This is a genomic window from Tatumella ptyseos (genome assembly GCF_030552895.1).
Classification (GTDB): Bacteria; Pseudomonadota; Gammaproteobacteria; order Enterobacterales; family Enterobacteriaceae; genus Rosenbergiella; species Rosenbergiella ptyseos_A.
This window is the reverse complement of sequence record NZ_CP130649.1, coordinates 949275-975613: the sequence shown is the minus strand read 5'-3', so window position 1 is coordinate 975613 and position 26339 is coordinate 949275. Positions and strand designations below refer to the sequence as shown.

Below are 26339 nucleotides of genomic sequence, written 5' to 3'. Positions count from 1 at the left end.
TCACTTAGCGCATCATTGAGCGGTTTTAGCTTGATAGCCTGCAACCATACCTGCTGCAGCCAGAGCATGCCCCTCTAAACGATGAAGTAACTCTTCTCTTAATAATCCAGCGGGCAGGGCATTCGCCGGCAGATCGGTCGCAATCAGCGTAAAGGTGTAGTAATGCAAATCGAGTGTAGGGGGAGGACAAGGTCCAACATAGGCTTCGCTACCTTTACTATTTAATCCTCCCACGAACCCTTTACCGTTACTCAATGCAGTGCGTTCTAAACGTTGTGTGGTCGCTGGAATGCCATAGGCAACGAGATGTGTCACACCCAAACCATTTTTTCCTTGCGGGTCTTGAATGATTAGCGCGAAACTCTTGGTAGCCGCTGGTGCATTTTGCCACGCCAGTAAGGGAGAAATATTTTGCCCATGGCAGGCTGGATCATTCCCCGGTTTACCGCCTGCGGCAGCAGGTAAGAGTTTTCCTGAAGAGAAGTCGGGCGAGGTCAATACAAAGGGCGCTGCACTTGCATAGGCACTGCTACCTGCCGCTGCAATCATTAACAAAGAAGAGAGTAGCTTTTTCATTGGGTTATCCGACTCTGTTTAAAAGTTAAAACAATCTTATAACAATATTGTTTAATTAGGATAGCGCAGAGTGTGGATTTTGAATTGAACTGACGTCATTTTGAGAGAACTACCGATAAGGTGACTTACCGGTAGTTTACATGAAGTTAAGCAATCACCTGAATAGACTGGCCAGCGAAGCTTACTACTTGTTCTGCATGGATTTTACAGCGTTTACGGGTTTCAATTTTCCCATCTACGGTCACTTCTCCGGCATCGATCACGATCTTTGCCTGCGCCCCGCTCTCAGTCAAGCCTTCCAATTTTAATAGATCACAAAGATCAACATGTGGATGTTTTCCTAAGGAAAATTGCTGCATTATTGATCACTCCCACTATGGTATTTTTCACATGCTTCTAACGTATTTTGAATCAATGTGGCGACGGTCATTGGACCAACGCCCCCCGGAACCGGAGTAATCAGAGAGGCTCGTTCAGACGCCAAATCAAAATCTACGTCACCAGTTACTTTTCCACTCTCTAAACGGTTTATCCCTACATCAATCACAATGGCACCGGGCTTGATCCATTCCCCAGGGATAAAATGAGCTTTACCTACCGCCACTACCAGCAGATCGGCGCGTTCAATATGAGAACGGAGATCTTTGGTAAAACGGTGTGTGACTGTTGTGGTGCATCCTGCAAGCAGCAGCTCCAGCGCCATAGGACGCCCAACAATATTAGACGCCCCGACGATAACCGCATTTAAGCCGAAGGTATCGACATTGTTCCGCTCTAGTAATGTGATGATTCCCCGTGGAGTACAAGGACGTAAAATAGGAGCGCGTTGGCAAAGTCTACCCACATTATAAGGATGGAATCCATCAACATCTTTACTCGGCGCGATACGCTCGAGAACCTTAACGTTATCAATTCCTTCGGGTAACGGAAGTTGAACCAAGATGCCATCAATAGCTTGGTCTTCATTCAGTTGGTCGATAAGCTCCAGTAACGCTTGCTCACTGGTGGTGGCCGGTAAATCATAAGAACGGGAGATAAAACCCACTTCTTCACAAGCTTTCCGCTTGCTACCGACATAAATTTCGGAAGCAGGATCGCTCCCGACTAAGATCACGGCAAGTCCAGGTGCACGCTTGCCCGCAGAAAGACGTTGTTGAACTCCTGCAGCTACTTCAGCACGAACTTGCTGCGCAATCGTTTTACCATCAATAATTTTCGCTGACATCCGGATAAAATCCACTTTTAAGCTATTGGGGGGGATAACTGTATTTTGTCAGAAGCAAGCTACGCTGTCAGGTTAAGATTTGCTAATTATGCTCAAAGCTTCAGCAATAAACTGATTCTAGGCGTAAAGTGATTGACTCAAGACCCTTCAGCCGTATAATCCGTGACTGAAATCAGGGCGCCCTTAGCTCAGTTGGATAGAGCACCGGCCTTCTAAGCCGTAGGTCATAGGTTCGAATCCTATAGGGCGTACCATTTCAACCTCCACACCCCTCCAGTAATTTCCACTCTCCCTAATAAAATTAAGTATCTTAGCCAATCCCTTGTCTACTAACGTCCAGCGATACCCACTGTATTCCATTGGCACATAGATAGATTTAGGGGGTGTTGAGCGAATATATCCCTGAATAAAGATAAATCCCCGTATTCTCTATATAGCGAAAATCAACACCGCAGCCAGCCGAAGCTTTATTACTTGGTTAATGCTGTGAGGCCAAGACTAGAGCAGGAACGCTTTATGAATAAAAAGAATATGCTCGATAAGCTCGGGAAAACTCGCTAGGCATGTCGTTTAATCTTTACCTATGCAGTCATTTCAGGCAGAGCACAATATAGTAGATGAGCTAGGGCAGCTCCAAAACATCTAGAAAACTTTTAGTCTAATAAAATTGCTGAAATCACTACTTAGCTTCTAATGCTGACCGGATTCAGGACGATTGAAATTCGTTCCGTAGAATGGACAGAAGTTAAATTTAAAAAAGGGCTCTGTCCCCAAATATTAAATTAGCCTGGCTTACTTGGTAAGATCGTTACAATTATTAAGCGATTTTCTAATAAATGATTCTATTTTAAGATTACCCACCCATCAGAACTTTGTGTATAGGTTTTATCACCTATATTTACAAACACCTTGCTATCAACGCCTCCTCTAATAACAATTGCAATGCTGTTATAAACACATTTTTTATGCCCATCGTCAGCATCATCAAAACAGGTATAGTCGTCAACGGAACCATCTCGAGTTCCGGTTGGTAACCGTTCATAACCACTGAAATTCATGATGATAACTGTGAAGTTATCAGGGGTACCGATAATTTGATATTCCTTCTGAAGTAATTCTCTATTTTTCAACCACCACTTTAGTTTTCCTTCTACAGTCATCGGTAAGTGTTGTACAAAAACCGTACTATTATCCACTCTGACTATTTTGGCTGGTCTTGCAGCAATCGATATACAATACGCTACTATTAAAAAAATTATAATCGCTGCAATCCTTTTAAAATTAAACATTGTTTTCTCCTGTCAATGTTATAGTAGCGTCGAAATTTGTGAAAAAAGGCTTTTGAGCAAAGTGCTCAGCTCTCTGTAGAACGAACCATATTCTAAAGAAAGCAATAGAGTTAAATTTAAATTTTAAGATGTCTTCTTTATCTAATCCAAAATGATCTTGTGCTCTGTATTTGATAGTCGCAATATATTTATTACCATGGAAGCTCAATCTTTCTATAGAGATTTCTGTGCTGTTTATATCATGGACAGTAATGCCCATTCCATTGATGAAATCTTTCCATCTTGTGTATTTTGGTAAATGACTTTTAGATAATACAGTTGAAAAATATTCTTGCGTCAATCGGCCCTTGTTGAAATCAAATTGCTCGAGAGTTTTTTTAATTACGGATAATGTGCTATCAATAGAGCGGTCACTCAAAATGAGATTTTTGTAGGCACTATTCATTAAAGGATGTTGAAAGTCATTTCCATTACTACTTTGCATGTGATTCAAAAGATTCATGATTAAGCCTTGATAAGGCCCTCTCAAAGAAAAGACATAGGACTGAGATCGTAGCTCATCATATAGCATCGCAATCGCTTTATCTCTGCTAACTGGCTTTATAGAGTTAGTAGCAGGATGCTGATAGGAGGGTACAAAAGTAGTCCAATCGATAAAAGTTGATACTTGCCCGAGATGGTAATGCCTTTTGAGTAAATCAACATCCATATCACCACTTTGCATATCATCGGTATTTCTGTCATTAAATCTTTTTTTTGTAGTGAAGATAACCAGTCTTTGGTAGCTTTCTTTCATTTTAAATTAATCCCTTTTCTATAAAATGATTAAGGATTATACATTATCTATTTGTAAGATAGATTGAGAATTTTTTTACGATTTCTACGTTATGAGTCATTTATGGCCATACAATGATGAATCTCCGCCATGATGGTAGTTATTTTCTGAGAGATATCTATGCGCTGGTAACAAACTGAAATGAAAACTTATATAGCGAATAGAAGACTGGCTAGAAGATTTGAATTTTACAGGAACTATATTTAGAAAAAATTTATTAATCGCCTACCTTACCACCTACCCTACCCCCCCCTTGCCCTGACGTGAAACTGTTCAAATAATTACCTTACACCTGTTCTACAAATTATTCTTTCTTTTCTAATCAACAACTTTATTACTCAATATAAAGAAAGTAGTGCGTGGTATAACTGATCATTTTTCTCAGTGTGAATATTATGCTTTGATGATGAGAAAATAAAATCGTTCAGTTATCGATAAAATACTTTGAATATAACTTCTTGAGTCCTTCCCCCTCATCATCACCGTGAAGATATTAAGAAACGGATTTTTTAAGTCCTTCGAGATGGCTACTATCACTTCTTTTTAAAGCGTAGAAGTGAGCGATGTCATTTATTATTACAGGCTTAAGTGGCCATCAATTTAGTCACCTCTATGGACTGAACAGTGACGATCTTATTGCTCAAGGTGCGTTAAGGGTAAGCGTTGACCAATACCCCGGTTTCCCAGATCGCATCACGTTGCGCGATATCCCCGTGGGTGAGAACGCGCTATTACTCAATCATCAGTATCTAGATACCCAATCGCCTTATAAAGGTGCCCATGCAATCTTTATCTGGGAAGGACAATTCGATGCGGGCAGGTATTCAAATATCCTTCCTGAAATCATGGAACGAAGAATACTTTCTCTGCGTGGATTCGATAGTCAAGACATGCTTATCGATGCCCGCTTGGCCCAGCGAGGAGAGGCTACAGCACAGATATTGTCACTGCTGAGCAATGATAAGGTTGAGTTCATCCTCGCGCACAATGCAAAGCAAGGATGTTTTTCCTGTCGTATTGAACGCGATTAGAAGATCGCTGATCAGGATCAACCCTATATCGTGACTCTCTACGTATTGCTTGCGAACGGTTCACCAACTGCTACTGATTACAAAAAATCCTGCTTCTTAATTTAATTATCCAATAACTATCACCCTATTTTTTCTATTTACACTGGATTTTTCGGGACCAAGATATAGGCAATGTCATGAGCTTGCAGGTTGACGATTTTCTTTTGAGATATCGGTTTCAGCGTTAGCTAAGGTTCTGGCTAAAATTGCTGAGTAAAGCGGTTTTCCTCCCAAGAATTGCGCCATTAATGTCGCGCCTAAGCAGGTAATAATCATTGCTAAAATAATTTGATAATTGTCGGTCATCTCAAGAACTAAGACGATGCCGGTAAGGGGGGCACGTACCGAGGCAGCCAATAACGCCCCCATTCCCGCGATAGCAAAGATCGAGATCGGTAAGTGATAAAACGGAAATAGGTGATGGGCTATAGTACCAAAGGCGCTCCCTATCAGCGTACCTAACGCCAGCATAGGAGCAAAAATACCGCCTGGCGCCCCAGAGGAAAAGCAGACGACCGTTGTAAAAATCCTCACAACTAAAATCAGGAGTAGCGACTGCAGGGAAATTAAGCCTAATGCCGCTTGCGGGATCAGCATATGCCCACTTCCCACCACAGCGGGAAAGAAGAGTACAGTCACACCGCAAAGCCCCGCAATCAGAGCGCCTATCATGACACTTAATACAAGTCGTTGACCGCAGATCGCCCGAAAAGTATCTTGTACCGTAAAAATAAGCTTATTAAATAAGTAACCTATTGCGCCTACCAATACACCAAGAACTAAAAATAGCCATAAACTGTCTGTGCCCGCTTGCCCGAGTTGTCCTAAATTTAGGATAGGTTGATCGCTATTAAATAAGCGATAGATGATCGTCGCACAAATTACCCCAATAAAGACCGCTTTTATCGAGATTAAGTTATAGCGAAACTGTGCACGCATCTCTTCAATAATGAATAAGATCCCTGCCAGCGGGGCATTGAATGCTGCAGTCAGTCCCGCGGCAGCCCCTACTGCGAGTAGACTATGTCGTGTTTCTTTATCTTTTACCCTAAAGAGGTCAAAAACTAACTGTCCAAGGTTACCGCCCATTTGAATCGTCGGCCCTTCTCTACCGAGTACCATCCCTGAGCTTAACGTCATCATACCGCCTATAAATTTGACAGGTAATACTCGCCACCAGCGTACAGGTCTTAACTCTTCGAGTGCCCCTTCTATTTCAGGGATCCCTGAACCTGAGGCTTCTGGGGCAAATTTCTTCACCAAAAAGAAGCCCAGGCCGCCCATTAAAAATGAGGTAACAAATGCCAAGAGTACCCATTGCAAGGTGTCTCCTGCTCTTACTTCGATGAGTTGTTCGCGGTGAAAGCTGATATAATTTACCGTCTTGGCAAAAGCGACGCCTATCCCCCCTACCAAACACCCCACGATGACAGACAACAGTAATATTTTAATGGATGCCGTATCTCGTGTAAGGAGACGGTGCATTATTCGCTGGCGTTTTCGTAATCGACGACTGATAGAATTTTGCTTATTTTTCACCTTCCGCACCATTACTCCACGTAATCAATGACTTTTTTTAAACGATACGCTGATGTGCTGGGAATCGAAAGCAATTATTAATATAGACCTGTACAAAATTCCAAGCAGTATTAACCGCAGCGTGAGTACCGGTTATTACTCCTTAGCTGCACTAATTGAATTGATTCAAGCAGCTAAAGAAGAAATATTACGCTTATTTGCGTTGGGCATCAGATTTGTATTCTTTAGATCTGGTAATAATTTTTTATTCAACTATGGTTATCGACAGAGGTAACCATGATGCAAAAATGTCAGATATGTAACAGTAAAAAAATCACTGCCTGTGGAGCAAAAAGGCTTAACTCGTTTTTTCAAACGAGTGATTTCACTCATTCTCACCATGGAAAGCTTTCCAGCGGGTTTGTTCGAGCCATCTTTCCAATCGCTGATTCTATGATAAGAAATATTGAACAGCTGTTAGGGATCCACGCTTTTCGCCATGCTCTAGTGACAGATATTTCACCTTCTGACGATGTGATCCTTCTGTGTCGTACCTGCGGCCTATGGTATAAATCACCGCGTCAGGAGTACCTTCAATAAGAAGGGGCTAATGATATCAGCCCCTGTATGTTACTCCGTCTCTTTGCGTCGGTAAGCCACGTTAAGCAACGCCACACCAACCAATGCCGAAAGTAACGACCCACCTAGCACCCCGATTTTCACCTCGTCCAAAAGTAAAGGATCATTCGGGAAGGCTAGCCCACCAATAAATAAGCTCATGGTAAAGCCAATTCCACAAAGTATCGCCACCCCATAAAACTGGAGGTTTGTTGCCCCTTTAGGCAGCTGTGCGATACCAAGACGGATTAATATAAACGAGATAAGTCCAATACCCACCTGCTTACCAATGAATAACCCAAGCATGATGCCTAAGGGCACGGCACTAAAGAGTTGCTCTGACGTCGCATGGATGAAACTGACACCGGCATTTACGAAACCAAAAATCGGGATGATCAGGAAGCTTACCCAAGGAGCAAGACGATGCTCTACTCTAAGCAGTGGTGACGCTTGGCCCAATTTTTGCCCAGAATGGGGAATACAGAGAGCGAGGATCACACCTGCCACTGTTGCATGGACCCCCGATTGAAAGATGAAATACCATAACACAACGCCAAGCACTAAATAGATGGGTAAGGCAATCACGCCACGGCGATTGAGTAAGACCAAAACAATAGTGGTGATCAGCGCGCCACTAAGCATCTCGATATTTATCCCAGTCGTGTAAAATAACGCGATAATGATGACTGCCCCTAAATCATCAATGATGGCTAAGGCAGCTAAAAAGACCTTTAATGAGGTCGGCACCTTACTGCCGAGAAGCGATAATATCCCTAAAGAGAAAGCGATATCAGTCGCTGAGGGAATTGCCCACCCTGATAAAGTTTGATGATGTTCGCGGTTAATTAATAAATAGATGGCGGCAGGGACGATCATTCCTCCTACTGCTGCTGCCCCAGGTAAAATACGCTGCGACCACTCTGCAAGTTGTCCGGTTAAAAACTCGCGTTTAATCTCTAAGCCTACCATTAAAAAAAACAAGCTCATTAAGACATCGTTAACGAATTTTTCAACCGGTATCCCAGCAATCGAGCTGTGGATTAAGCTCACGTAGAAGGATTCGCCGCCAGTGTTACAAAGTATGATGGCGACAAAAGAGGTGATAATAAGTAAAACCCCAGCCGCTAGAGGTGAATGCAAAAGCTTTTTTAAAGACATACAAAAATCCTAGGGTCAGAAATCCATGCTAAAACCTAGTGTATAATAAACCGCAGAGCGGCACGATCATTCTCGGACCGAATCATTACCCTTATCGGCACCTTTTAAAATCCCCTCTAACCCATCATTAGCTATTTACTGTCGTGACTGCCTACTATAGGGTGAAAGTATTAGTCGATGACGTTGAGAGTTTAACCTTGTCCATACCTGCTCCATTACTCGCACCACGATTATCGTTAGGTGAAACAATTGGCTTTTTTTCACCCTCTTCTCCGGTAACCGTTACCGCACCAGAACGTTTCAAACGTGCCAAACAATTCTTGGAGCAGAAAGGCTTTGTGTTGCAGGCAGGACGACTCACTGAACAAGCCGATTTTTATCGTTCGGGAACCATTCAAGAACGTGCCGACGAGCTAAACCAACTGATTCGCGACCCCAACGTCCGCTGTATTATGTCGACTATCGGCGGAAATAATAGTAACGCCCTGCTCCCCTATATCGACTACGATGCATTGCGCCAGGACCCAAAAATCATCATTGGCTATTCAGATGTCACAGCGTTGTTGGCAGGTATTTATGCCAAAACCGGACTAATTACCTTTTATGGTCCGGCTTTAGTGGCCTCATTCGGTGAGCGAGCTCCGTTGGTTGAACAGACCTACCAAAGTTTTCATTCCCTCTGCCTTAATCGCCCCAACCTTCCCTATCGCTATTCACTACCGGAATACTGGACCGATGAGCGATTGAATTGGGATCATATTCAAGTCGATAGAGCTAAAACACTTTACAAGAATCACTGCGAATTCATCGGTAGTGGCATTATTCAAGGACGTGTACTGGGCGGAAACTTAAATACTTTATCGGGTATTTTTGGTACACCTTGGATGCCAGACATTGCTCAGGGTGATATTCTATTTATTGAAGATAGTTTAAAAAACATTGCTACCGTTGAACGTTCATTCTCTCACCTAAAGCTAAGTGGTATTTTCGATAAAGTCAGCGCCATTATCCTAGGTAAACATGAGCTCTTTGATGCAGCAGGGAGTGGTCGACAGCCTATCGATGTACTTAGAGAAGTCCTTAACGATCAAAAACTGCCAATCGTAAATGGCTTCGATTGTTGCCATACCCACCCCATGCTCACCTTGCCGCTAGGCACCAGGATAAAGATTGATTTTGGTCAAGGATCAGTCAGTCTGCTCGATCAATTTTTACGCTAATATTATTCTCGAAGTAAGCAATTACCGCGATATCGCGTTAACCCAGTGCACCATAGGGGTAGCGCGATAAAATAACCTATACAGGCAAAAACTCTTCCACTCGAAAAATGGAACGAGGGAATTAACCATTATTATCAAGGAAGACTGTTGCAATGAAACCAAAGAAAGGAATACTTACCTATATGGCTGAGGGAGATAACATCCCCCACAGCAAGTATTACTCAAGAAAAATTCACTGGCCTGGTAACGCCGCACAATGTTCGAAGTTTGGTTCCGGAGTTACCATAGGCAGAGGCTATGACTTAAAATATCGTACTGAGCTTGAAGTAATAAGTGACTTAACCTCTTCAGGTATCAGTGTAGAGAAAGCAAAAAAAATAGCAAAAGGAGTTAAAAAAAGTTATTGCTCAGCACACGAATTTGTGATGAAAAATAGAGATGCTATTGAGGCAATAACAGAAATTCAACAAATACGGCTTTTCGAAAAAACTTACCTTCATTACAGCAATGATTCACAAAGGTTTTATCATCGATATAAAAGCCCTCATTGCGTGACGTAGGAAAACTTAAAACCTCCACTTAAAGAAGTGTTAATTGATATGAAATATCAAGGTCGGTTAGCAATCTCGATGATACCCATTTTTGGAAAAAATGAGATTGATAGAGTGATAAACCTCATACTTCATAGCGCCAAGCTTTCTTCTGACGAAGGTGGACGGCAAAGAGTCCGTTTCTTAGAGAACGCCATAAAATGAAAAAAAATTTATTACTGTTACTCGCCCTGGTTTTTTCCTTAAACACTTACGCTGCAAAAAAGGATGGCGATTATTTTAAAAACGAAACACTAGAGAGTTGCTATCAGAAGAAGATGTCAGCTGCTGTGCAAAATTGCATGATTTACCTATCTGATAAAAAAAAACAAGAATACGATAAACAATATCACCTCCTATTAGAGAATGCTTGGAAACGAAAAGATCAGTTCCACAACTACACTCTTTTTATAAACGCTGTGGCGACATCAGAAAGACATTGGCAAAATTTCATCGATCAAGAGTGCTTGGCCCAAGCTTATTTAGATGAAATAGAAAGCTTTGCCTTTTACACTGATAAAAATGCATGCTTAATAAAAGCATATATTGAAAGAATAAAATCTCTCAAGAATTATCAATTTTAGAATCATGCCGTGAACTAGGCCGATCAACCTCCACGATGGATTTTGCAGTGATAGGGAGCATGCTCCCTAAGCATCATGAATTAATTGAAAAATGATAGCGCTCTCGAACCAAAGACTCGAAACGCATAAATTTACGCTGGAGCATACGAGTAGCGATCGATTTAAAAAAATAACTTAAGGGTAGTAAATTTGCAGAGCCTAAATTATCGATAAGATAGAAATGACCACAAGTTTCACTTTCGCGTTTAAATACTATGTTATAGGCCTTTAAATTCATCATCGTAATGTAATGCCGATGAAAGGACTGTTTAAACTCCTGATAAGCCGAAGAGAGTGCATGGATTCGTGGTTCAGTCATTTCAAAGTTTCTTAGATAGTGATCCAACGTTTTCGAAACTTGTCCGTCGTAATCTCTTACCAACTCATACACATAGCCCATCCCAAATGTCGTGGCGTGTTTCCCGCAATAGTCAGCGATACTATTCAACTTAACATTACGTCTATGTAGCCATTTAAAATAACGCACCTCTCTCAGCGTTTCTAAATCGTCATGAGGGTTTAAATGAACTTTGACACACAATTCAGGATGCTTGGGATGTTGGTAACAGGCGCGATGGCGGCCTTTAGCGATTAACAACGAGTCGGAAAGCACCAATGGAGGTTCGGTAAGTTTCATATTTAACACCAAATAAACAGATTTATCTTATGACTAAGAGTGTAAAAAATGAAAATTTCGAGGTTACACATTAAGTGCGAAAGTAAAGATGCTGGGGAACTTAGTGCATTTTTTGTGAATGATTCCCCCCTTGCAGGGGGGAAGTCTTTATTGGTTACCGACTTGGTCACCAAAAGGTAAAGCATCGTAGTCCTTCAACCCATTCTTTTTATAAGGGTTACCGATCCAACGGGTCACTTTCACAAACTCAGGACTAACGATAGAACGCGTGGCATCATAGCCTTGATAGCTGAGTCCTGCGAGATCAGACCATGTGTGAATCAACTGCGAACTGCTGTATTGGCGATTGATATCTGACGAAAAATCACGTGGGTGCGTCGCTTGCCAAGACGTCGATGTCCAGACCAGGAAAGGAATGGTATACATATGCCGAGTCGGCGTTTCTTCATTACGACCTTGAGTTTGGTGCGGTGGCGTATCGTAAACTTCTTCACCGTGATCAGAAAAGTACAATAAGAAACCATTCGGATCGGTCGCACGATAATCTTTAATAATCTGTGTCACCACTTTATCGTTGAAGTGTTGAGCACTATCATAATCATTATAGGTTGCCACTTGTTCCGGGGTGAGGCCAGCAGGAAGGTGCTGGGTATTGCCATCGAATACACCTTCATTTTCAGGGTAACGGAACTTATATTTGATATGCGTACCGAGTAAATGAATGATAATAAATTTTCTCGGTGCGGGGTCGTTCAGGACTTTTTGGAAAGGCCCTAATACATTGGTGTCGTATTCGCGTGCACTCTGCGTCCGTTGCTGATTCATATAATATTGCTGATCAGTCTGTTTTGAAAATACTGTCAGCATGGTATTACGTTCGGTCATTGTTTGCTGGTTAGTAATCCAAAAGGTCTTGTATCCTGCTTGTTTCATCATATTCATTAATGATGGCTTAGTCAGATAAAGATCGGGATTCTGTTCATCAGCGAAGGTCAGGGCTTGCTGTAGTATCTCAATGGTATAAGGACGAGAGGTCACAACGTTATTGAAAACCGTAAGCCGTGGATCGGTCTTATGTAATTCATCTAATCCTGGCGTGGTTTCGCGAGGGTAACCATACAGGCTCATTCTTCCACGTTGCGTTGACTCACCAATCACTAGAACTAAGGTACGCGGCGCGTTACCTGAACTATCTCTCAAGTTGGCTAGCGGGGGCAGCTGATTATTTTTACTGAGCAGCTTATCCATTTCAGTTAATTGCTGGCGATACTGATAATATCCCGTTACAAACTGCCATGGCGCAGCCGGTTCCATCCGTGATGCCAAATTATTTAAGGTATTATCGATCGGCTTGTGATTAATGCCCGTATCGATAACGATAGGATTTAAAATCAAGCCATACAGCAGAGCAATACTGACTCCCCAACGCCAAATTTTTGGTAAATAAACCGGACGTAAACGGCTCCATAAAAATAGTGCGATAAGGGTGTAGGCCACTACCACTGTAATCATTTTAAGGCTGAAGTATTGGCTCAAATATTCACTGGCTTCATTCGCATTTGTCTCGAACATGACAAAAAGAACGCTTTGTGAAAATTCTTGCCCGTAGATTACGTAATAGCCTAAGGCAGCAACGGAAGCCACCCACAACACAATTCCAATAAGTGCAGCCAAAAGCTTAGTGAAACGGGGAAAGAGTAAAATGGGAATTAGCCATAAGGAGCTAAATAAAAGAGAATCCCGTAATCCATTTGTTCCGCTATAACCGCTTGCAACGATAACAATCTGTAAAAACGTAGAAAAAAACCAAAAATAGAGAAGTGCTATCCCTAAAGCTTTCCAGCTGAATTTTGGCGATGCAGTCTGATTCATATCCATAAAATCCCGTAAATAAACAGTCCAACCCAAAAAGATTGTACTGAAAAAATTAAAAAGCCCTTAAGCGTATAAGATTATTCCTATAAAAAGAATATCAGAAAGGCCTAAGACATAAATTATCATCAACTTTAATAATTTGTATTGATGAGGCTTCGCAATAAACGAAAATTTAGAGAGAAATAACAGAGGGACTAATGAGAAATGGATGGCAATGAATTAGCCATTCAAGGTCGCTTAACCTTGAATGGCTTGAACGATTATTTACGACGCCAAGTGGTGCCTTGAGCACTATCTTCTAAAATAATGCCTAGATCATTCAATCTGTCACGTGCAATGTCAGCTTGCGCCCAATCCTTGGTTTGACGAGCGTGATTACGCATCACAATAAGTGACTCAATCTCCGCGACATCTTCCTCTTGCGTCCCATGTTGTAAGAAGACTTCAGGTAATTGTTGTAATATACCCAGTATCCCAGCAAGTTCTCGAAGTTTGGCCGCCGCGGCATTCGCTAATGCCATATCTTCATTCTTTAGGCGATTAACTTCACGCGCCAGATCAAACAGGACTGAATAAGCTTCTGGCGTGTTGAAATCGTCATCCATCGCTTCACGAAAACGCTGTTCATAGCTTGCGTCGGCCATTGGTGTAGCCTGTAATTCTGTGCCACGTAAGGCCGTATAGAGGCGCTCTAGGCTCGCTCTCGCCTGTTCTAGGTTCTCTTGACCGTAGTTTAATTGGCTACGGTAATGCCCGGACATCAGGAAGTAACGGACCGTTTCGGCATCGAAATGGCGTAACACATCGCGTATAGTGAAGAAATTCCCTAACGATTTAGACATCTTTTCGCGGTCAACCATTACCATACCAGAGTGCATCCAGTAATTAACGTAAGGGCCATCATGAGCACAGGTCGATTGCGCAATCTCATTTTCATGGTGAGGAAACATCAGATCTGATCCTCCGCCATGGATATCAAAGTGCGTACCGAGTTGCTGGCAATTCATCGCAGAACATTCAATATGCCAACCTGGGCGACCTAGCCCCCATGGGGAGTGCCAACCAGGCTCATTTGGCTTAGCCATTTTCCACAGTACAAAATCCATAGGATTCTTTTTAACTTCAGCAACCTCGACTCTAGCCCCTGCTTGTAACTGCTCAAGATCTTGACGAGAGAGGACGCCGTAAGCTTTGTTGGTCATCACATCAAACATCACATCGCCATTATCTGCCACATACGCATGGCCACGCGCCAATAATTTCTCAGTTAACGTAATAATGTCATCGATATGTTTCGTGGCACGGGGTTCACTATCGGGTGGCAAAATATTCAGTGCCGCGAAATCCTTGTGCATCTCCGCAATCATTCGATCAGTCAATTGCTCAATCGTTTCATTGTTTTCGTTAGCGCGTTTGATGATTTTATCGTCAATATCAGTGATATTGCGTACGTAATTAAGCTGATAGCCGCTATAACGGAGATAACGTGAAATTACATCGAACGCCACAAAAGTCCGACCATGTCCAATATGACTGAGGTCATAAACCGTAATGCCACAGACATACATTCCAACCTTCCCCGCATGAATTGGCGTGAAAGTTTCTTTTTGTCGACTTAGCGTATTAAAAATTTTCAGCATGTAACTCTTCCGTAATGATGTGTCGCGACTTTTTTGCGTAGTGTGCCGTATTTTTATTCCTCGGGCGAATGAATGCAAGCCCTGTCGCCGCGTCTTGGACAATACTGACGTAATGCATCAATTTATGTTATAAAATAGGGTCTCTGGCGGCACATAAGGCCAGAGAAACCGAGTAAGTATTTATTTTAACCCTGACAGGAAATCATTATGGTCACCTTCCAAACGAATTTTGGCGATATCGTCATCAAAACTTTTGATGAGCAAGCACCAGAGACAGTAAAAAACTTTTTAAGCTACTGCAGCGAAGGTTTTTACGACAACACCATTTTCCACCGTGTAATCAATGGCTTTATGATTCAAGGCGGCGGATTTGAACCTGGTATGCAGCAGAAAAATACCAAAGCAGAAATTCGTAATGAAGCAAACAATGGCCTAAAAAACACCCGCGGTACACTGGCGATGGCTCGTACTTCTGCCCCGCATTCTGCGACAGCACAATTCTTTATTAACGTAGCGGACAACGATTTCCTCAACTTCCGTGACGAAAGCGTTCAAGGCTGGGGTTACTGTGTGTTCGCGGAAGTAGTTGAAGGTATGGACGTGGTTGAAAAAATCAAAGCCGTTTCAACCGGCCGTAGTGGTATGCATCAAGATGTACCAAAAGAAGATGTTGTGATTCAAAAAGCGATCGTGACTGAGTAATGTCACGAATCCTGTTTATCGCAGATCTCCATCTGTGTCAGGAAGAACCGGCAATTACTGCCGGTTTTCTGCATTTCCTCTCCAATCAAGCCTTAACCTGTAGTGAGCTCTATATTTTAGGTGACCTATTTGAAGCCTGGATTGGTGATGATGATCCCGCGCCACTCCACCAGCAAATCGCCCAAGCTATCGCCGCTTTACCTATCCCAGTTTATTTTATTCATGGAAACCGTGATTTTTTAGTGGGTGAGCGGTTTGCACAGCAGGCTGGTATGCAACGACTCCCTGAAGAAGTCGTCTTAGAGCGCTTTGGTCAACGACTCGTCATCATGCACGGCGATACACTTTGTACCGACGATGTCGGCTATCTGGCCTTTCGTAAAAAGGTCCATACTCCATGGATCCAATGGCTTTTTTTACGTTTACCGCTTGCATTACGGCTCCGTATCGCTCGTAAAATGCGACAAAACAGTCAGCAGGCGAATCAACATAAAGCCATGGCGATCATGGACGTGAATCAGCAAGCCGTTATTGAGGTTCTCCAGCGCCATCGCGCAACCCTACTCGTGCATGGTCATACTCACCAGCCAGCTATCCATCCCGTTCCTGAGATCTCTTCGTCAGCTCAACGCGCCGTACTCGGTGCTTGGCACCATGAAGGATGGCTGATCGAATGGAGCGAACAAGGCTTAACCCTTAGCCATTTTCCTTGGTAATAATACTACGCAACCGTTTTCCTCTCGGAGTTGGCATGTTATTCTTGCGCCCTAATTATCGCGAGTCAGAGAAGCTTGTGTACGTTTTAGGATCGAGGAGTTGAGTTCATGTCGTTAAGTTCTGCCCCCGCTAAAGTCGCAATAGTCATGGGTTCAAAAAGTGACTGGGCTACGATGCAGTCTGCCGCTGAGGTATTCACTGAGTTGGGTATAGCCCACCACGTAGAAGTCGTTTCCGCCCACCGCACCCCCGATAAACTGTTTAGTTTTGCCGAAAACGCTCAACAGCAAGGTTTTGACGTGATCATTGCCGGCGCAGGCGGTGCAGCGCACCTGCCTGGAATGTTAGCAGCGAAAACCCTCGTTCCCGTTTTAGGCGTTCCGGTACAAAGCGCGGCGTTGAGTGGTGTCGACAGCCTTTACTCAATTGTACAGATGCCTAAGGGCATTCCCGTCGGGACCCTGGCAATCGGTAAAGCTGGTGCGGCGAATGCTGCGTTATTAGCTGCACAAATTCTTGCCCTGCATGATTCACCGATCGCTTCACGTTTGGCTGAGTGGCGCGTTAAACAGACCGATGCCGTACTGCAACACCCGGATCCGCGGGAGGATGCATGAAGTCAGTCTGCGTACTCGGCAATGGTCAATTAGGCAGGATGTTGCGCCAAGCGGGTGAACCCTTAGGGATTGCCGTTTATCCGGTAGGGATTGATGCCAACCCTAATGAACTCCCCATTAAGCAAAGTATCATCACGGCTGAAATTGAACGGTGGCCAGAAACCCCTCTTACTCGCGAATTAGCCTTGCACGATGCGTTCATCAATCGGGATATATTTCCTCGATTAGCCGACCGATTACCTCAGAAACAATTACTGGATCAACTAGGTCTCGCCACCGCTCCATGGCAATTACTCAGTTCTGCTGAGCAATGGCCGACTATTTTTGCCGCCTACGGAGAGCTGGCGATTATTAAGCGGCGAACTGGTGGCTATGATGGTCGAGGACAATGGCGGCTCACTTACCAGACAACCCAAGAATTGCCCAAAGAATGTTATGGCGAATGCATTGTTGAACAAGCGATCAATTTCACTGGGGAACTTTCACTGGTCGGGGCGAGAAACGCCGCGGGAGAAATTGTATTTTATCCCGTGACGCATAATCTGCATCAGCAGGGGATTCTTTTTGCCAGCGTCGCTCACCCACAGCCTAGCCCTGCTCATCAACATCAAGCAGAGGCGATGCTGACCGCTATCCTGACAGAATTAAACTATGTCGGCGTAATGGCGATGGAATGCTTTGTCACACCTGATGGATTATTGATTAACGAATTAGCTCCGCGTGTTCATAATAGTGGCCACTGGACGCAAAATGGTGCGTCAATTAGTCAATTTGAACTGCATCTTCGTGCCATCTGTGGATTACCACTACCGCGTCCCGTGGTCGAGTCGACTGCGGTAATGATCAACCTCATTGGTTGTGAGCTCAATTATCGTTGGTTAGTCGATCCTCTTATCCATTTACATTGGTACGATAAAGAGGTTCGTGCGGGCCGTAAAGTCGGCCACTTAACTCTCAGTAGTGCACAAGCGCCTGCCTTGCAACAGAGCTTATCCCAACTTGCTAGCTTGCTACCCGCCGAGTATGCCCCAGCGCTAGCATGGGCGAAAAAACAATAGTTACCCTTGCTGGGGGGATCCCCCCAGCATAACTAGCACTTAGCCCTTCCTCTATGCTAGCGTAGCAGGATTATCATCCTCATGAGCCATAGACCCGTGCAAAAAAATATCCTTATTACTGGCTGCTCAAGCGGCATCGGGCTAATTAGCGCCCTCGACCTCCATCAGCGTGGTTACCGTGTTATTGCCGGATGTCGTAAACCTGATGATTTGTCTCGACTAGAAGCGTTGGGGTTAACGCCATTACAGATTGATATGGATGATCCTTCCTCTGTTGAACAGGCCATCGAGAGTGTCAAAGCATTGACGGATGGGAGACTCTTTGCCCTGTTTAATAATGCAGGTTACGGCCAATATGGTCCGTTAACGTCGATTAGCCGGCAACAAATGGAACGTCAGTTCTCAACCAACTTTTTTGGGGTCCATCAGCTGACCCTTGGTTTGTTGCCGCTGCTTAAAGCGAATGGTCATTCGCGTATACTTAACACCAGTTCCGTAATGGGATTTATTGCTACCCCTGGACGTGGCGCTTATGCTGCCAGCAAATATGCCTTAGAAGCTTGGTCAGATACGCTGAGAATGGAACTCTCCGAACATTCGATTACGGTGAGCTTACTGGAACCTGGGCCAATTACCACGGCTTTCTCGAGTAATGTTCAGCAAGGTGACCACGCCAATCCTGTCGAAAACCCCGGCATAGCCGCACGATTCGCTCTGCCCCCCGAAGCGTTACTTCCAAAAATCCGTCATGCTCTGGAAAGTCGTTACCCTCTCCGGCGCTATCCTGTTACCTTAGTCACTTACGCGATGGCCATCGCCAAGCGCCTGCTACCAAGCTGTCTGATGGATAGAATTCTCAATAATCGAAGTAAGAAATCGTGAATATAGCTTGAAGCTGAGCCCAATGATCCCCATGTTTAGCGTTAAGCGAAGAGTTAATAGATGAGGAATATTATGATGTCACCCCAGGCGTCGATTATTGAAATCGACGAGAGTAATCTTCAACAGGTATTACAGCAGTCTGCTCAAGTCCCGGTGGTCTTTTACTTCTGGTCGGAGCGGAGCCAACATTGTCTCGAGCTTAACCCAGTGTTAGAAAAGCTGGCTAATGAGTACGCTGGACAATTTATTCTCGCTCGCCTTGATTGTGACCAACAGCAGCATATCGCGAGCCAATTTGGTCTGCGTGCAATTCCGACAGTCTACCTCTTTCAAAATGGCCAACCTGTCGATGGATTTCAAGGACCACAACCTGAAGCGACTATTCGCGAATTACTCGCTAAGGTACTACCTCGCGAAGAAGACCTTAAAGTCCAACAAGCACAAGCATTACTTGCTGAAAATAAACCACTGGAGGCTCTGCCCCTACTGCGTGATGCTTGGCAACTAAGCGAAAAGAACAGTGAAATAGGTTTCCTCTATGCACAAACTCTGCTGGACCTGAACCGCAGTGAAGAAGCCGAAGACGTCTTGAATGTCGTGCCATTACAAGACCAAGATAGTCGCTACCAAGGATTACTCGCGCAGATAGATTTACTCAAGCAAGCGGCTGATTCGCCACAGATTCAACAGCTACAGACAGAGCTTGCCGCCGCCCCAGATAATGCAAATATTGCAAACCAGCTTGCGATCCAATTACAGCAAGTAGGTCGCCATGAAGAGGCGTTAGAATTATTATTTAACCTGCTACGCAAAGATCTCGCATGTGGTGAAGGCCAAGTAAGGAAAACGTTCCAAGAAATTCTTGCTGCTTTAGGTACCGGAGATGCACTGGCTACACGTTACCGCCGCCAGCTTTACTCTCTGCTTTACTAGCACCGCAGGACTAAGGGGTGTTTTGATGACAGCCCTTAGTCCATCCAGAAATTATCGGACACTCTGCATTATCATCTCCAGGGCAGCTTGCCGCGAGAGTCATTAACCGCTCTCGTATTTGGGTAATTTCTTCGAGCTGACGTGTCAACTGTTCAATTTTCTGTAGTGTTCGCGCTTTAATATCCGCGCTCCGACGATGGGGATCACGATAAAGCCCAACGAACTCACGACACTCATCTAAAGAAAATCCCGCGGCCTTGGCCTGCTTAATCAGGGTCAATTCCTCAATATGCTGGTCATGGTAATCTCGATAGCCATTGAGCGTTCGGGGGGGCGGTGTGAATAATCCTTTGTCCTCGTAAAAACGAATCGCTTTGCTGGTCAATCCCGTCCGCTGTGCTACTTGGCTAATATTCATCTTTTACTCCTAGATTTGTGCGCAAGGCTTGACCTCCCCCTAAGGGTAAGGTCTACACTACAAACTTAACACCCTCTGAATTAGGAGCGACTATGTCTAGAACATTACAATTCACTCTCAGCGGTCTATCTTGTAACCATTGTGTCTCACAAGTTAAAAAGATACTCGAACAACGCTCCGATGTCACTTCGGCGCAGGTAAGTATCGACCATGCTACCGTGGTGAGTACTGCATCACCGGAAGTATTGATTGATGTGATTGATGACGAAGGCTACCACGCCCACCTTGATGACTAACGCTTCCGTTCTGGCAAAAATTCGCCAATGGTTTGGGCCGAACCAAGAATGGCTCTCGCTTACCTGCCCGCTGAAAGAGAGAGAGTTTATTCTTGTTGGCAGTATCCATATGGGCGTACCGGCGATGGCTCCCCTTCCCTACGCCCTTCGTAAATTGCTTCGAAACTGTCATGCATTAGTCGTTGAGGCCGATCTTACACAGAGCCAAAATTTAGAAATAGGATCGTCAACGTCAGGGCCAATATTGCAGCAACAGTTAACTACCGAGCAATGGCGACAATTTGAAGCAGCTTGCCAAGAGTGTCAGCTTGATCCCCTAACGCTTGCCCAGTATCCCGCTTGGCAAATTGGCCTGACTTTACAACAGAAACAAGCCCAGATGTTGGGGCTCCGGCCGGAGTTCGGCGTGGATCATCAATTATTAAGTCTTGCCCATCATGCAGACCAACCGGTGATTGCTCTGGAAAGTCAGCAACAGCAACTTCAGCTACTGACGACCTTACCTAACCATGGTCTCGATTTACTGGTCGATAGCTTGGCGCATTGGCGAAGCAATGCTCGTCAGTTACAGAAAATGATCGAATGGTGGTTATCAAAAAATCACCTCTCGTATTCACCACTACCTGCGTTATCCCGTAGTTTTGGCAACGATTTGCAACAGAGGTTTATTATCCAGCGTAATAAACAATGGGTACAACAATTACTCGCACTTCCTCCAGGACGATATCTAGTGGCTGTCGGCGCCCTTCATTTGAGTGGTCCCGATAATTTAATTGACCTTATCACTTCATCAAAACAGGAAGCGTCACTATGACCCCGGCTATTTTACAACTCGAGAAAGCGCAGATCGCTTACCAACAGCATCATTACGAACACGATCCCAGTAACACTCACTTTGGTGATGAGGCCGTTGAAAAGTTGGGCCTTATCGCCTCGAGCGTCTTTAAAACCTTGTTAGTCGCCATAAATGGCGATATTAAGCAGTTAGCGGTAGCCGTAACCCCTGTCTCGTCACAGCTAGACTTAAAGAAAGTGGCAAAGGCATTAGGATGTAAAAAAGTCGATATGGCAGACCCGAATATTGCGGAGAAAATAACTGGTTACAAAGTGGGGGGGATAAGTCCACTCGGTCAGAAGAAGCGTCTACCGACGGTGATAGATAGCAGTGCTGAACACCAACTGGTAATCTATATTTCTGGCGGCAAGCGAGGGCTTGATATCAGCCTTTCCCCACAAGATTTAGCTGCCCAACTGGGCGCTCACTTCATCGATATTGCTCGCGAGCGCTAATCCTTAGCAGCAGTGAGTTGATCGATCATCCACAAGCAGGCCGGGCCAACACCGTGACGAGCCGACCAAATAATCTCAAGATTAATTTGTTGCGGCCAGCCTGCTATCGGAAGTAGGGTTAGACTCTCATTCCCAAAGTAGTCGACCATCCAGCAAGGTAACTTTGCCCAGCCAAAACCCTGCTGTGCCATATCTAACAAAAGAATATAAGAAGAGGCTGACCAGACCAGCCCTTCACTGCGTTGGATACCCGCTCGGCTCCAAGTATTCAGTTGCAGTTGACGGATGCCTTTTAGATCATCGAGCGTCACTGCTCCTTGCTGGCTCAAGGGGTGGTTTTTAGCAAGGTAAATACCGGTATGGCCTGAAATCGCCAGGCTTCGGCTTATCAATTCGGTTGAACTATTAGGTTGCTTAGTGATCAAGCCAAGTTGTGCACGGCCATTTTTTAGAAGCTCAATAACATCTTCATTTTCAGCAATTAAACATTCAAATTCGACCTCTGGGAACTTATGCGCAAAATGGCTCAATAATTGATCGTGATGCCCTGCTGGCCAATGGTCGGAAATGGCTAAGGTCACCCGTGGTTCGATCCCTTGCGCCAAACGTAAAGCCACATCGTCCAAACGTTGATTTGCCGCTAAAATCTCTCTTACTTGCGCTAACACGCGCCGCCCCTCTTCCGTTAGGACTAAGTTTCTAGACGTGCGTTCAAAGAGTGCAAAACCAAGATGATCCTCAAGACTTGAGACTGCCACACTTATGGTTGACTGGCTTTTACTCAGCGCACGCGCAGCACCTGAAAAAGAGCCACTTGCGACAGATTGAACAAAAGCTTCGAGAGATTCCGGAGAATAATACATAGTTTACCTATCGCTTTTTACGATACTAGCTGATTTGTACTATACACCTTCACAGTTAAAAATATAACGCTCATCAACTGGGAGGCACAATGAGTCACAAATCACTTAAAGAAAGAGTATTACACGCCCTGGGGTATGAAGTTACCGCGCTATTGATCACCATCCCAGGCGCAGCGCTTATTTTGCAACGTCCTGTTGGACATATTGGGATAACCGTTTTCGCGATCGCTCTGTTAGCCATGGCTTGGAATATGGTATTTAACAGTTTTTTTGATCGTATTTATCCACCCAGAGCGCCACGTAACTTTTATGTTCGCTCTTTGCAAGCAATCGGCTTCGAAGGGGGATTATTGAGTATGGCCTTACCGTTAACGGCATGGTCTATGAATATGTCTCTCAAAGAGGCTTTGATCATGGATATTGGTCTACTTCTGTTTTATTTACCTTACACTTATCTATTCAACTGGATATGGGACAGTGCAGTGAACTACTACTTAGAACGCAGGCCGGTAAAGAGTCATTAAGTCACTGAATAATAAGTTTCAATAGATGTCACACTTTGTAACCTTTACTTATACTTACTCACGCAACCGCCTGTTAAACGCTTTTTTTTGCTAAGGTATGACATTATTCCCTGCAAAATGGAGAGGCAGATGCATTCGACCACCCCCTTGATCACAACACTTGTAGGCGGATTGGTGCTTGCCTTTCTATTGGGGATGCTTGCCAACCGTCTGCGCATTTCTCCCTTAGTAGGTTACTTACTTGCAGGCGTACTGGCTGGCCCCTTCACGCCAGGTTTTGTTGCTGACACCAATCTCGCTCCTGAACTCGCTGAACTAGGCGTAATTTTATTGATGTTTGGTGTAGGCCTGCACTTCTCACTCAAAGATTTGATGTCGGTAAAATCGATAGCCATTCCTGGTGCTATTGCCCAAATTATTGTCGCCACGCTTCTCGGGATCGGTCTCTCTTCATTACTCGGATGGCCATTGATGAGTGGGCTCGTCTTCGGGCTATGTTTATCTACCGCAAGTACTGTTGTGTTATTGCGGGCTTTAGAAGAGCGACAACTCCTAGACAGTCAGCGGGGCCGTATCGCCATCGGTTGGCTGATTGTGGAAGATTTGGTTATGGTTTTAGCCTTAGTTTTACTCCCTGCCATGGCGGGAGTACTTGAAAAAGGCGAAGCCAACTTTGCTTTGCTCGCAGGGGATCTACTACTCACTCTCGGGAAAGTGATCGCCTTCATGCTATTAATGATGATAGTCGGGCGTCGGCTTATCCCTTGGATCCTTTCACGTAGCGCAGCGACGGGTTCAAGAGAGTTATTTACGCTCTCGGTACTCGCTATTGCCTTAGGTATTGCGTTTGGTGCCGTTGAGCTTTTTGATGTCTCCTTTGCGCTCGGAGCGTTTTTTGCGGGTATGGTATTGAACGAATCCGAACTAAGTCATCGCGCGGCCCACGATACCCTCCCCTTACGAGATGCTTTTGCAGTGCTGTTTTTCGTCTCTGTGGGGATGCTATTCGATCCCCATATTCTTATAGAGCGCCCCTTTGCGATCATTGGTGCGCTAACGATCATCCTGTTCGGTAAATCCGTCGCGGCATGGCTACTCGTGAAAATTTTAGGCCACTCAAATCGCACCGCCATGACTATTGCTGTCAGCTTAGCGCAAATCGGTGAATTCTCCTTTATTCTCGCAGGGCTTGGGATCACGCTTAACCTACTGAGTAAAGAGGGACAAAATCTCGTTTTAGCCGCCGCAATCCTCTCCATTATGCTTAACCCGATCCTCTTTACCCTGGCAGAGCGTTGGATGAAGCGAGAAAAGAATGAAACCAAGGAAGAAAAAGAAGTGGAATTGGTGGAAGAGTTACCCCAAGTTCCGCTCACGCTTTGTCATCATGCCTTGATTGTAGGCTATGGTAGAGTCGGTCGACTGCTCTATGAACAACTTATCGCTGATGGTCTGACCGTAGTAGTGGTCGAAAATAATCGTAGTCGAATTGATGAAATGCGTGAAAAAGGGATTTTAACGATCTATGGGAATGCCGCGAGGCCTGAAGTGATGGAGCTAATGCGACTCGATTGCGCACAATGGTTGTTACTGACTATTCCTAATGGCTATGAGTCGGGAGAGATTGCCGCAACCGCACGCGAGAAGCGCCCTGACCTCGCTATTTTCGCTCGAGCTCACCATGATGATGAGGTTAACTACCTCCAAGCTCACGGCTGCGACCATATCGTGATGGGGGAAAGAGAAATTGCGTATGGACTCCAACAAGCAGTACAACGCACGCTGCCTCAGCAACAAAGTGCCTTCTGCCCACTAAACTAACATAGCTCCCGCTAGGCGGGAGCTATCACTTAACGGTCCCAATAAGCCTCTTCAAGGCTATCTTCACGTTCGGGTAAACCACGACTCAATCGCGGCGAATGTTGATTGAGTACTTGATAACTCACCCGGTTGGCATACTTACACACTTGCGATAAGGATGAATAGGTTAAGTATGCGTGCTGATGTTTATTCGAATTAGGCACTTTTTGGCGATGATAAATATTCGCCGATAAGTCATGCAGTAGAGCCGCCAATGCCCCATCACCTGCCCCGTTAGTATTCATAATCTTCTCAGGTCCCCCCATATACGGAGCGATATGAGAGTAGACTTTTAACGGCTGTTCGCAATCGCTCGCTCGCATTGCCCGGCTGAATTCATACTGATTAAATTCAGCAATCGCCCCCGGAAGCAGTGGCAGATTTGTTTTACGTTTACTGGCTTCCTCAGTAAAACCGCCCATATATAAGCCAGCTGGCCCTGCGGTACACAGCACGAGATCCACCCAGTCTAACGCTTTATCTGTCGCTAATAGCGGATCATTTTCCCCGGTCAGTTCTAGCGCTTCTTCTTCATTCATCGCTAAAATGGAAACATGATTTTGTAAAAAATCGCGCCAGAACTGTGGATCATCAGCAATGATATGGCGTGTACCAAGGGTTAATACTACCGGTACTTGGTGTTTTTTCGCATACTCAATAGCCTTCATGGCGGCATCAGGCATCGGCTCACCGGGTTTGGCTCGAAGAAGGTAAGAGGTGAGCAGTAAGGCTGAAGCACCTGCAATCACCTCTTCGGGAATACTTTCAGGCCGCAGTTGATTGATATCCCCTGGGTTGATAGCAAAAGTACGCTCCCCTGCTGAGTTTATCAAGGTGTAACAGCGACCGATTGCCCCATCAACCCCTTGCATGTGGTTAAGATCCATACGGCTAGAGGTATTACAAAGATACCGATAGGCATAGTCGCCAATATGAATATTATTACAAATAACACCTAGTAAAATTGACCTGTCGTCCGCTAACACAGAGTAATTGTGGAGTGTGTTACCGACTGTGCCGCCAGCAAATTGATGAGAAAGAAGATTACGTTCGCGAAGTTCTTGGTAGAGCGCCTCAGAGACATCATCCTCAAGGATAAAAGAATATCCCCCAGTTAACCCATAACGGTTGAGAAACTCATCATCGACCTTGGCCTCAATATCTACCATAGTTTGATCGATGCCGACCAACCATCCCATCGATTCGGCCTCAACAGGTACTGATATTAGTAATGGGTCACGAGCGTTGACGGGGAAATAGTGCTTTGATTTGCGTTTACCAGGAAATTTCATAGTACAGTGTAAT

At 44.6% G+C, this 26339-nt stretch carries 28 protein-coding genes and 1 tRNA gene; 16 read left to right on the top strand and 13 right to left on the bottom strand.

Translation table 11 applies throughout. The features are described 5' to 3' along the window. Positions 1-12: 12 nt before the first annotated feature. The 3 genes from QJR74_RS04695 to folD form a co-directional block, all read right to left on the bottom strand. Positions 13-576 (bottom strand): YbhB/YbcL family Raf kinase inhibitor-like protein, encoded by a 564-nt coding sequence (locus tag QJR74_RS04695; protein WP_304373436.1) that lies wholly within the window; start codon positions 574-576, stop codon positions 13-15. Positions 577-722: 146 nt separating this feature from the next. Then, positions 723-935 (bottom strand): ribosome-associated protein YbcJ, encoded by a 213-nt coding sequence (ybcJ, locus tag QJR74_RS04690; RefSeq protein ID WP_304373435.1) that lies wholly within the window; start codon positions 933-935, stop codon positions 723-725. Continuing rightward, a complete protein-coding gene (gene folD, locus QJR74_RS04685; RefSeq protein ID WP_241624712.1) occupies positions 935-1801 on the bottom strand; it encodes a bifunctional methylenetetrahydrofolate dehydrogenase/methenyltetrahydrofolate cyclohydrolase FolD in 867 nt (288 codons plus the stop codon). The genes ybcJ and folD overlap by 1 nt, the downstream gene beginning before the upstream one ends. Before the next feature lie 177 nt (positions 1802-1978). On the opposite strand from folD, the gene QJR74_RS04680 reads away from it, so the two are divergent. After that, positions 1979-2055, top strand: a tRNA-Arg gene (locus QJR74_RS04680). A gap of 588 nt (positions 2056-2643) precedes the next feature. Here the strand turns inward: QJR74_RS04680 and QJR74_RS04675 are convergent. Both QJR74_RS04675 and QJR74_RS04670 read right to left on the bottom strand, forming a co-directional pair. Next, positions 2644-3090 carry a DUF943 family protein gene (locus QJR74_RS04675; protein WP_304373434.1) on the bottom strand — a complete coding sequence of 149 codons (447 nt, stop codon included), beginning with the start codon at positions 3088-3090 and terminating at the stop codon, positions 2644-2646. Beyond that, entirely contained in the window at positions 3083-3886 is an 804-nt protein-coding gene (locus tag QJR74_RS04670; protein WP_304373433.1) for a DUF3289 family protein, read from the bottom strand. The genes QJR74_RS04675 and QJR74_RS04670 overlap by 8 nt, the downstream gene beginning before the upstream one ends. 602 nt (positions 3887-4488) lie before the next feature. Between QJR74_RS04670 and QJR74_RS04665 the strand changes: the two genes are divergently transcribed. After that, positions 4489-4956, top strand: coding sequence for a DUF1203 domain-containing protein (locus tag QJR74_RS04665; RefSeq protein WP_304373432.1), 468 nt, complete (start codon positions 4489-4491; stop codon positions 4954-4956). Positions 4957-5130: 174 nt separating this feature from the next. Here the strand turns inward: QJR74_RS04665 and clcA are convergent, their stop codons facing one another. Next, the gene (gene clcA, locus QJR74_RS04660) at positions 5131-6546 is read right to left on the bottom strand and encodes a H(+)/Cl(-) exchange transporter ClcA (protein WP_304373431.1); all 1416 of its coding nucleotides are present in this window, start codon (positions 6544-6546) and stop codon (positions 5131-5133) included. Between the two features lie 597 nt (positions 6547-7143). Beyond that, positions 7144-8289 (bottom strand): Na+/H+ antiporter NhaA, encoded by a 1146-nt coding sequence (nhaA, locus tag QJR74_RS04655; protein ID WP_304373430.1) that lies wholly within the window; start codon positions 8287-8289, stop codon positions 7144-7146. Between the two features lie 197 nt (positions 8290-8486). Between nhaA and QJR74_RS04650 the strand changes: the two genes are divergently transcribed. From QJR74_RS04650 to QJR74_RS04640, 3 genes are all read left to right on the top strand, one after another. Continuing rightward, positions 8487-9509, top strand: a complete 1023-nt coding sequence (locus QJR74_RS04650; RefSeq protein WP_304373429.1) for a S66 family peptidase — start codon at positions 8487-8489, stop codon at positions 9507-9509. Positions 9510-9661: 152 nt separating this feature from the next. Further along, on the top strand, positions 9662-10069 hold the full coding sequence (locus QJR74_RS04645) for a hypothetical protein (protein ID WP_304373428.1): 408 nt from the start codon (positions 9662-9664) through the stop codon (positions 10067-10069). 191 nt (positions 10070-10260) lie between these two features. After that, entirely contained in the window at positions 10261-10683 is a 423-nt protein-coding gene (locus tag QJR74_RS04640) for a lysozyme inhibitor LprI family protein (RefSeq protein ID WP_304373427.1), read from the top strand. A 73-nt stretch (positions 10684-10756) separates the two neighbouring features. Here the strand turns inward: QJR74_RS04640 and QJR74_RS04635 are convergent, their stop codons facing one another. From QJR74_RS04635 to cysS, 3 genes are all read right to left on the bottom strand, one after another. Continuing rightward, positions 10757-11359 carry a YrbL family protein gene (locus QJR74_RS04635; protein ID WP_304373426.1) on the bottom strand — a complete coding sequence of 201 codons (603 nt, stop codon included), beginning with the start codon at positions 11357-11359 and terminating at the stop codon, positions 10757-10759. 147 nt (positions 11360-11506) lie between these two features. Next, a complete protein-coding gene (locus tag QJR74_RS04630) occupies positions 11507-13231 on the bottom strand; it encodes a phosphoethanolamine transferase CptA (protein ID WP_304373425.1) in 1725 nt (574 codons plus the stop codon). A 263-nt stretch (positions 13232-13494) separates the two neighbouring features. Beyond that, a complete protein-coding gene (gene cysS, locus QJR74_RS04625; protein ID WP_304373424.1) occupies positions 13495-14874 on the bottom strand; it encodes a cysteine--tRNA ligase in 1380 nt (459 codons plus the stop codon). 207 nt (positions 14875-15081) lie between these two features. On the opposite strand from cysS, the gene ppiB reads away from it, so the two are divergent. From ppiB to QJR74_RS04595, 6 genes are all read left to right on the top strand, one after another. After that, positions 15082-15576: a peptidylprolyl isomerase B gene (gene ppiB / locus QJR74_RS04620; RefSeq protein ID WP_048911738.1), complete on the top strand. Its 495-nt coding sequence runs from the start codon at positions 15082-15084 to the stop codon at positions 15574-15576. Next, positions 15576-16292 (top strand): UDP-2,3-diacylglucosamine diphosphatase, encoded by a 717-nt coding sequence (locus QJR74_RS04615; RefSeq protein WP_304373423.1) that lies wholly within the window; start codon positions 15576-15578, stop codon positions 16290-16292. The genes ppiB and QJR74_RS04615 overlap by 1 nt, the downstream gene beginning before the upstream one ends. A 108-nt stretch (positions 16293-16400) precedes the next feature. Continuing rightward, the gene (purE, locus tag QJR74_RS04610) at positions 16401-16910 is read left to right on the top strand and encodes a 5-(carboxyamino)imidazole ribonucleotide mutase (protein WP_304373422.1); all 510 of its coding nucleotides are present in this window, start codon (positions 16401-16403) and stop codon (positions 16908-16910) included. Continuing rightward, positions 16907-17968, top strand: coding sequence for a 5-(carboxyamino)imidazole ribonucleotide synthase (gene purK / locus QJR74_RS04605; RefSeq protein ID WP_304373421.1), 1062 nt, complete (start codon positions 16907-16909; stop codon positions 17966-17968). The genes purE and purK overlap by 4 nt, the downstream gene beginning before the upstream one ends. A gap of 96 nt (positions 17969-18064) precedes the next feature. Further along, positions 18065-18850 (top strand): SDR family oxidoreductase, encoded by a 786-nt coding sequence (locus QJR74_RS04600; RefSeq protein WP_304373961.1) that lies wholly within the window; start codon positions 18065-18067, stop codon positions 18848-18850. Between the two features lie 75 nt (positions 18851-18925). Then, positions 18926-19783, top strand: a complete 858-nt coding sequence (locus tag QJR74_RS04595) for a co-chaperone YbbN (RefSeq protein WP_304373960.1) — start codon at positions 18926-18928, stop codon at positions 19781-19783. A 10-nt stretch (positions 19784-19793) separates the two neighbouring features. On the opposite strand, the gene cueR is transcribed toward QJR74_RS04595, so the two are convergent. Continuing rightward, entirely contained in the window at positions 19794-20201 is a 408-nt protein-coding gene (gene cueR, locus QJR74_RS04590) for a Cu(I)-responsive transcriptional regulator (RefSeq protein WP_304373420.1), read from the bottom strand. A 92-nt stretch (positions 20202-20293) separates the two neighbouring features. On the opposite strand from cueR, the gene QJR74_RS04585 reads away from it, so the two are divergent. Genes QJR74_RS04585 through ybaK form a run of 3 tightly spaced genes read left to right on the top strand, consistent with a single transcriptional unit; the run spans position 20294 to position 21787 of the window. Beyond that, entirely contained in the window at positions 20294-20497 is a 204-nt protein-coding gene (locus tag QJR74_RS04585) for a cation transporter (protein WP_304373419.1), read from the top strand. Further along, positions 20463-21311, top strand: coding sequence for a TraB/GumN family protein (locus QJR74_RS04580; protein ID WP_304373418.1), 849 nt, complete (start codon positions 20463-20465; stop codon positions 21309-21311). The genes QJR74_RS04585 and QJR74_RS04580 overlap by 35 nt, the downstream gene beginning before the upstream one ends. Beyond that, the gene (gene ybaK / locus QJR74_RS04575; RefSeq protein ID WP_304373417.1) at positions 21308-21787 is read left to right on the top strand and encodes a Cys-tRNA(Pro)/Cys-tRNA(Cys) deacylase YbaK; all 480 of its coding nucleotides are present in this window, start codon (positions 21308-21310) and stop codon (positions 21785-21787) included. Before QJR74_RS04580 ends, ybaK begins: the two co-directional genes overlap by 4 nt. On the opposite strand, the gene QJR74_RS04570 is transcribed toward ybaK, so the two are convergent. After that, positions 21784-22650, bottom strand: a complete 867-nt coding sequence (locus QJR74_RS04570) for a LysR family transcriptional regulator (protein WP_304373416.1) — start codon at positions 22648-22650, stop codon at positions 21784-21786. The two genes, ybaK and QJR74_RS04570, sit on opposite strands and share 4 nt — an antisense overlap. A gap of 89 nt (positions 22651-22739) precedes the next feature. Between QJR74_RS04570 and QJR74_RS04565 the strand changes: the two genes are divergently transcribed. After that, on the top strand, positions 22740-23174 hold the full coding sequence (locus QJR74_RS04565; protein WP_304373415.1) for a PACE efflux transporter: 435 nt from the start codon (positions 22740-22742) through the stop codon (positions 23172-23174). 129 nt (positions 23175-23303) lie between these two features. Further along, on the top strand, positions 23304-24995 hold the full coding sequence (ybaL, locus tag QJR74_RS04560; RefSeq protein WP_304373414.1) for a YbaL family putative K(+) efflux transporter: 1692 nt from the start codon (positions 23304-23306) through the stop codon (positions 24993-24995). 29 nt (positions 24996-25024) lie between these two features. Here ybaL and QJR74_RS04555 read toward each other — a convergent pair whose 3' ends face one another. Beyond that, positions 25025-26326: an inosine/guanosine kinase gene (locus tag QJR74_RS04555; protein ID WP_304373413.1), complete on the bottom strand. Its 1302-nt coding sequence runs from the start codon at positions 26324-26326 to the stop codon at positions 25025-25027. Between the last annotated feature and the right edge of the window lie 13 nt (positions 26327-26339).

Coding starts and splice junctions, on each gene's coding strand:
- QJR74_RS04695 (WP_304373436.1), bottom strand. CDS start 576: ATGAAAAAGCTACTCTCTTCTTTGTTAATGATTGCAGCGGCAGGTAGC.
- ybcJ (WP_304373435.1), bottom strand. CDS start 935: ATGCAGCAATTTTCCTTAGGAAAACATCCACATGTTGATCTTTGTGAT.
- folD (WP_241624712.1), bottom strand. CDS start 1,801: ATGTCAGCGAAAATTATTGATGGTAAAACGATTGCGCAGCAAGTTCGT.
- QJR74_RS04675 (WP_304373434.1), bottom strand. CDS start 3,090: ATGTTTAATTTTAAAAGGATTGCAGCGATTATAATTTTTTTAATAGTA.
- QJR74_RS04670 (WP_304373433.1), bottom strand. CDS start 3,886: ATGAAAGAAAGCTACCAAAGACTGGTTATCTTCACTACAAAAAAAAGA.
- QJR74_RS04665 (WP_304373432.1), top strand. CDS start 4,489: ATGTCATTTATTATTACAGGCTTAAGTGGCCATCAATTTAGTCACCTC.
- clcA (WP_304373431.1), bottom strand. CDS start 6,546: ATGGTGCGGAAGGTGAAAAATAAGCAAAATTCTATCAGTCGTCGATTA.
- nhaA (WP_304373430.1), bottom strand. CDS start 8,289: ATGTCTTTAAAAAAGCTTTTGCATTCACCTCTAGCGGCTGGGGTTTTA.
- QJR74_RS04645 (WP_304373428.1), top strand. CDS start 9,662: ATGAAACCAAAGAAAGGAATACTTACCTATATGGCTGAGGGAGATAAC.
- QJR74_RS04640 (WP_304373427.1), top strand. CDS start 10,261: ATGAAAAAAAATTTATTACTGTTACTCGCCCTGGTTTTTTCCTTAAAC.
- QJR74_RS04635 (WP_304373426.1), bottom strand. CDS start 11,359: ATGAAACTTACCGAACCTCCATTGGTGCTTTCCGACTCGTTGTTAATC.
- QJR74_RS04630 (WP_304373425.1), bottom strand. CDS start 13,231: ATGAATCAGACTGCATCGCCAAAATTCAGCTGGAAAGCTTTAGGGATA.
- cysS (WP_304373424.1), bottom strand. CDS start 14,874: ATGCTGAAAATTTTTAATACGCTAAGTCGACAAAAAGAAACTTTCACG.
- ppiB (WP_048911738.1), top strand. CDS start 15,082: ATGGTCACCTTCCAAACGAATTTTGGCGATATCGTCATCAAAACTTTT.
- QJR74_RS04615 (WP_304373423.1), top strand. CDS start 15,576: ATGTCACGAATCCTGTTTATCGCAGATCTCCATCTGTGTCAGGAAGAA.
- purE (WP_304373422.1), top strand. CDS start 16,401: ATGTCGTTAAGTTCTGCCCCCGCTAAAGTCGCAATAGTCATGGGTTCA.
- purK (WP_304373421.1), top strand. CDS start 16,907: ATGAAGTCAGTCTGCGTACTCGGCAATGGTCAATTAGGCAGGATGTTG.
- QJR74_RS04595 (WP_304373960.1), top strand. CDS start 18,926: ATGTCACCCCAGGCGTCGATTATTGAAATCGACGAGAGTAATCTTCAA.
- cueR (WP_304373420.1), bottom strand. CDS start 20,201: ATGAATATTAGCCAAGTAGCACAGCGGACGGGATTGACCAGCAAAGCG.
- QJR74_RS04585 (WP_304373419.1), top strand. CDS start 20,294: ATGTCTAGAACATTACAATTCACTCTCAGCGGTCTATCTTGTAACCAT.
- QJR74_RS04580 (WP_304373418.1), top strand. CDS start 20,463: ATGACGAAGGCTACCACGCCCACCTTGATGACTAACGCTTCCGTTCTG.
- ybaK (WP_304373417.1), top strand. CDS start 21,308: ATGACCCCGGCTATTTTACAACTCGAGAAAGCGCAGATCGCTTACCAA.
- QJR74_RS04570 (WP_304373416.1), bottom strand. CDS start 22,650: ATGTATTATTCTCCGGAATCTCTCGAAGCTTTTGTTCAATCTGTCGCA.
- QJR74_RS04565 (WP_304373415.1), top strand. CDS start 22,740: ATGAGTCACAAATCACTTAAAGAAAGAGTATTACACGCCCTGGGGTAT.
- ybaL (WP_304373414.1), top strand. CDS start 23,304: ATGCATTCGACCACCCCCTTGATCACAACACTTGTAGGCGGATTGGTG.
- QJR74_RS04555 (WP_304373413.1), bottom strand. CDS start 26,326: ATGAAATTTCCTGGTAAACGCAAATCAAAGCACTATTTCCCCGTCAAC.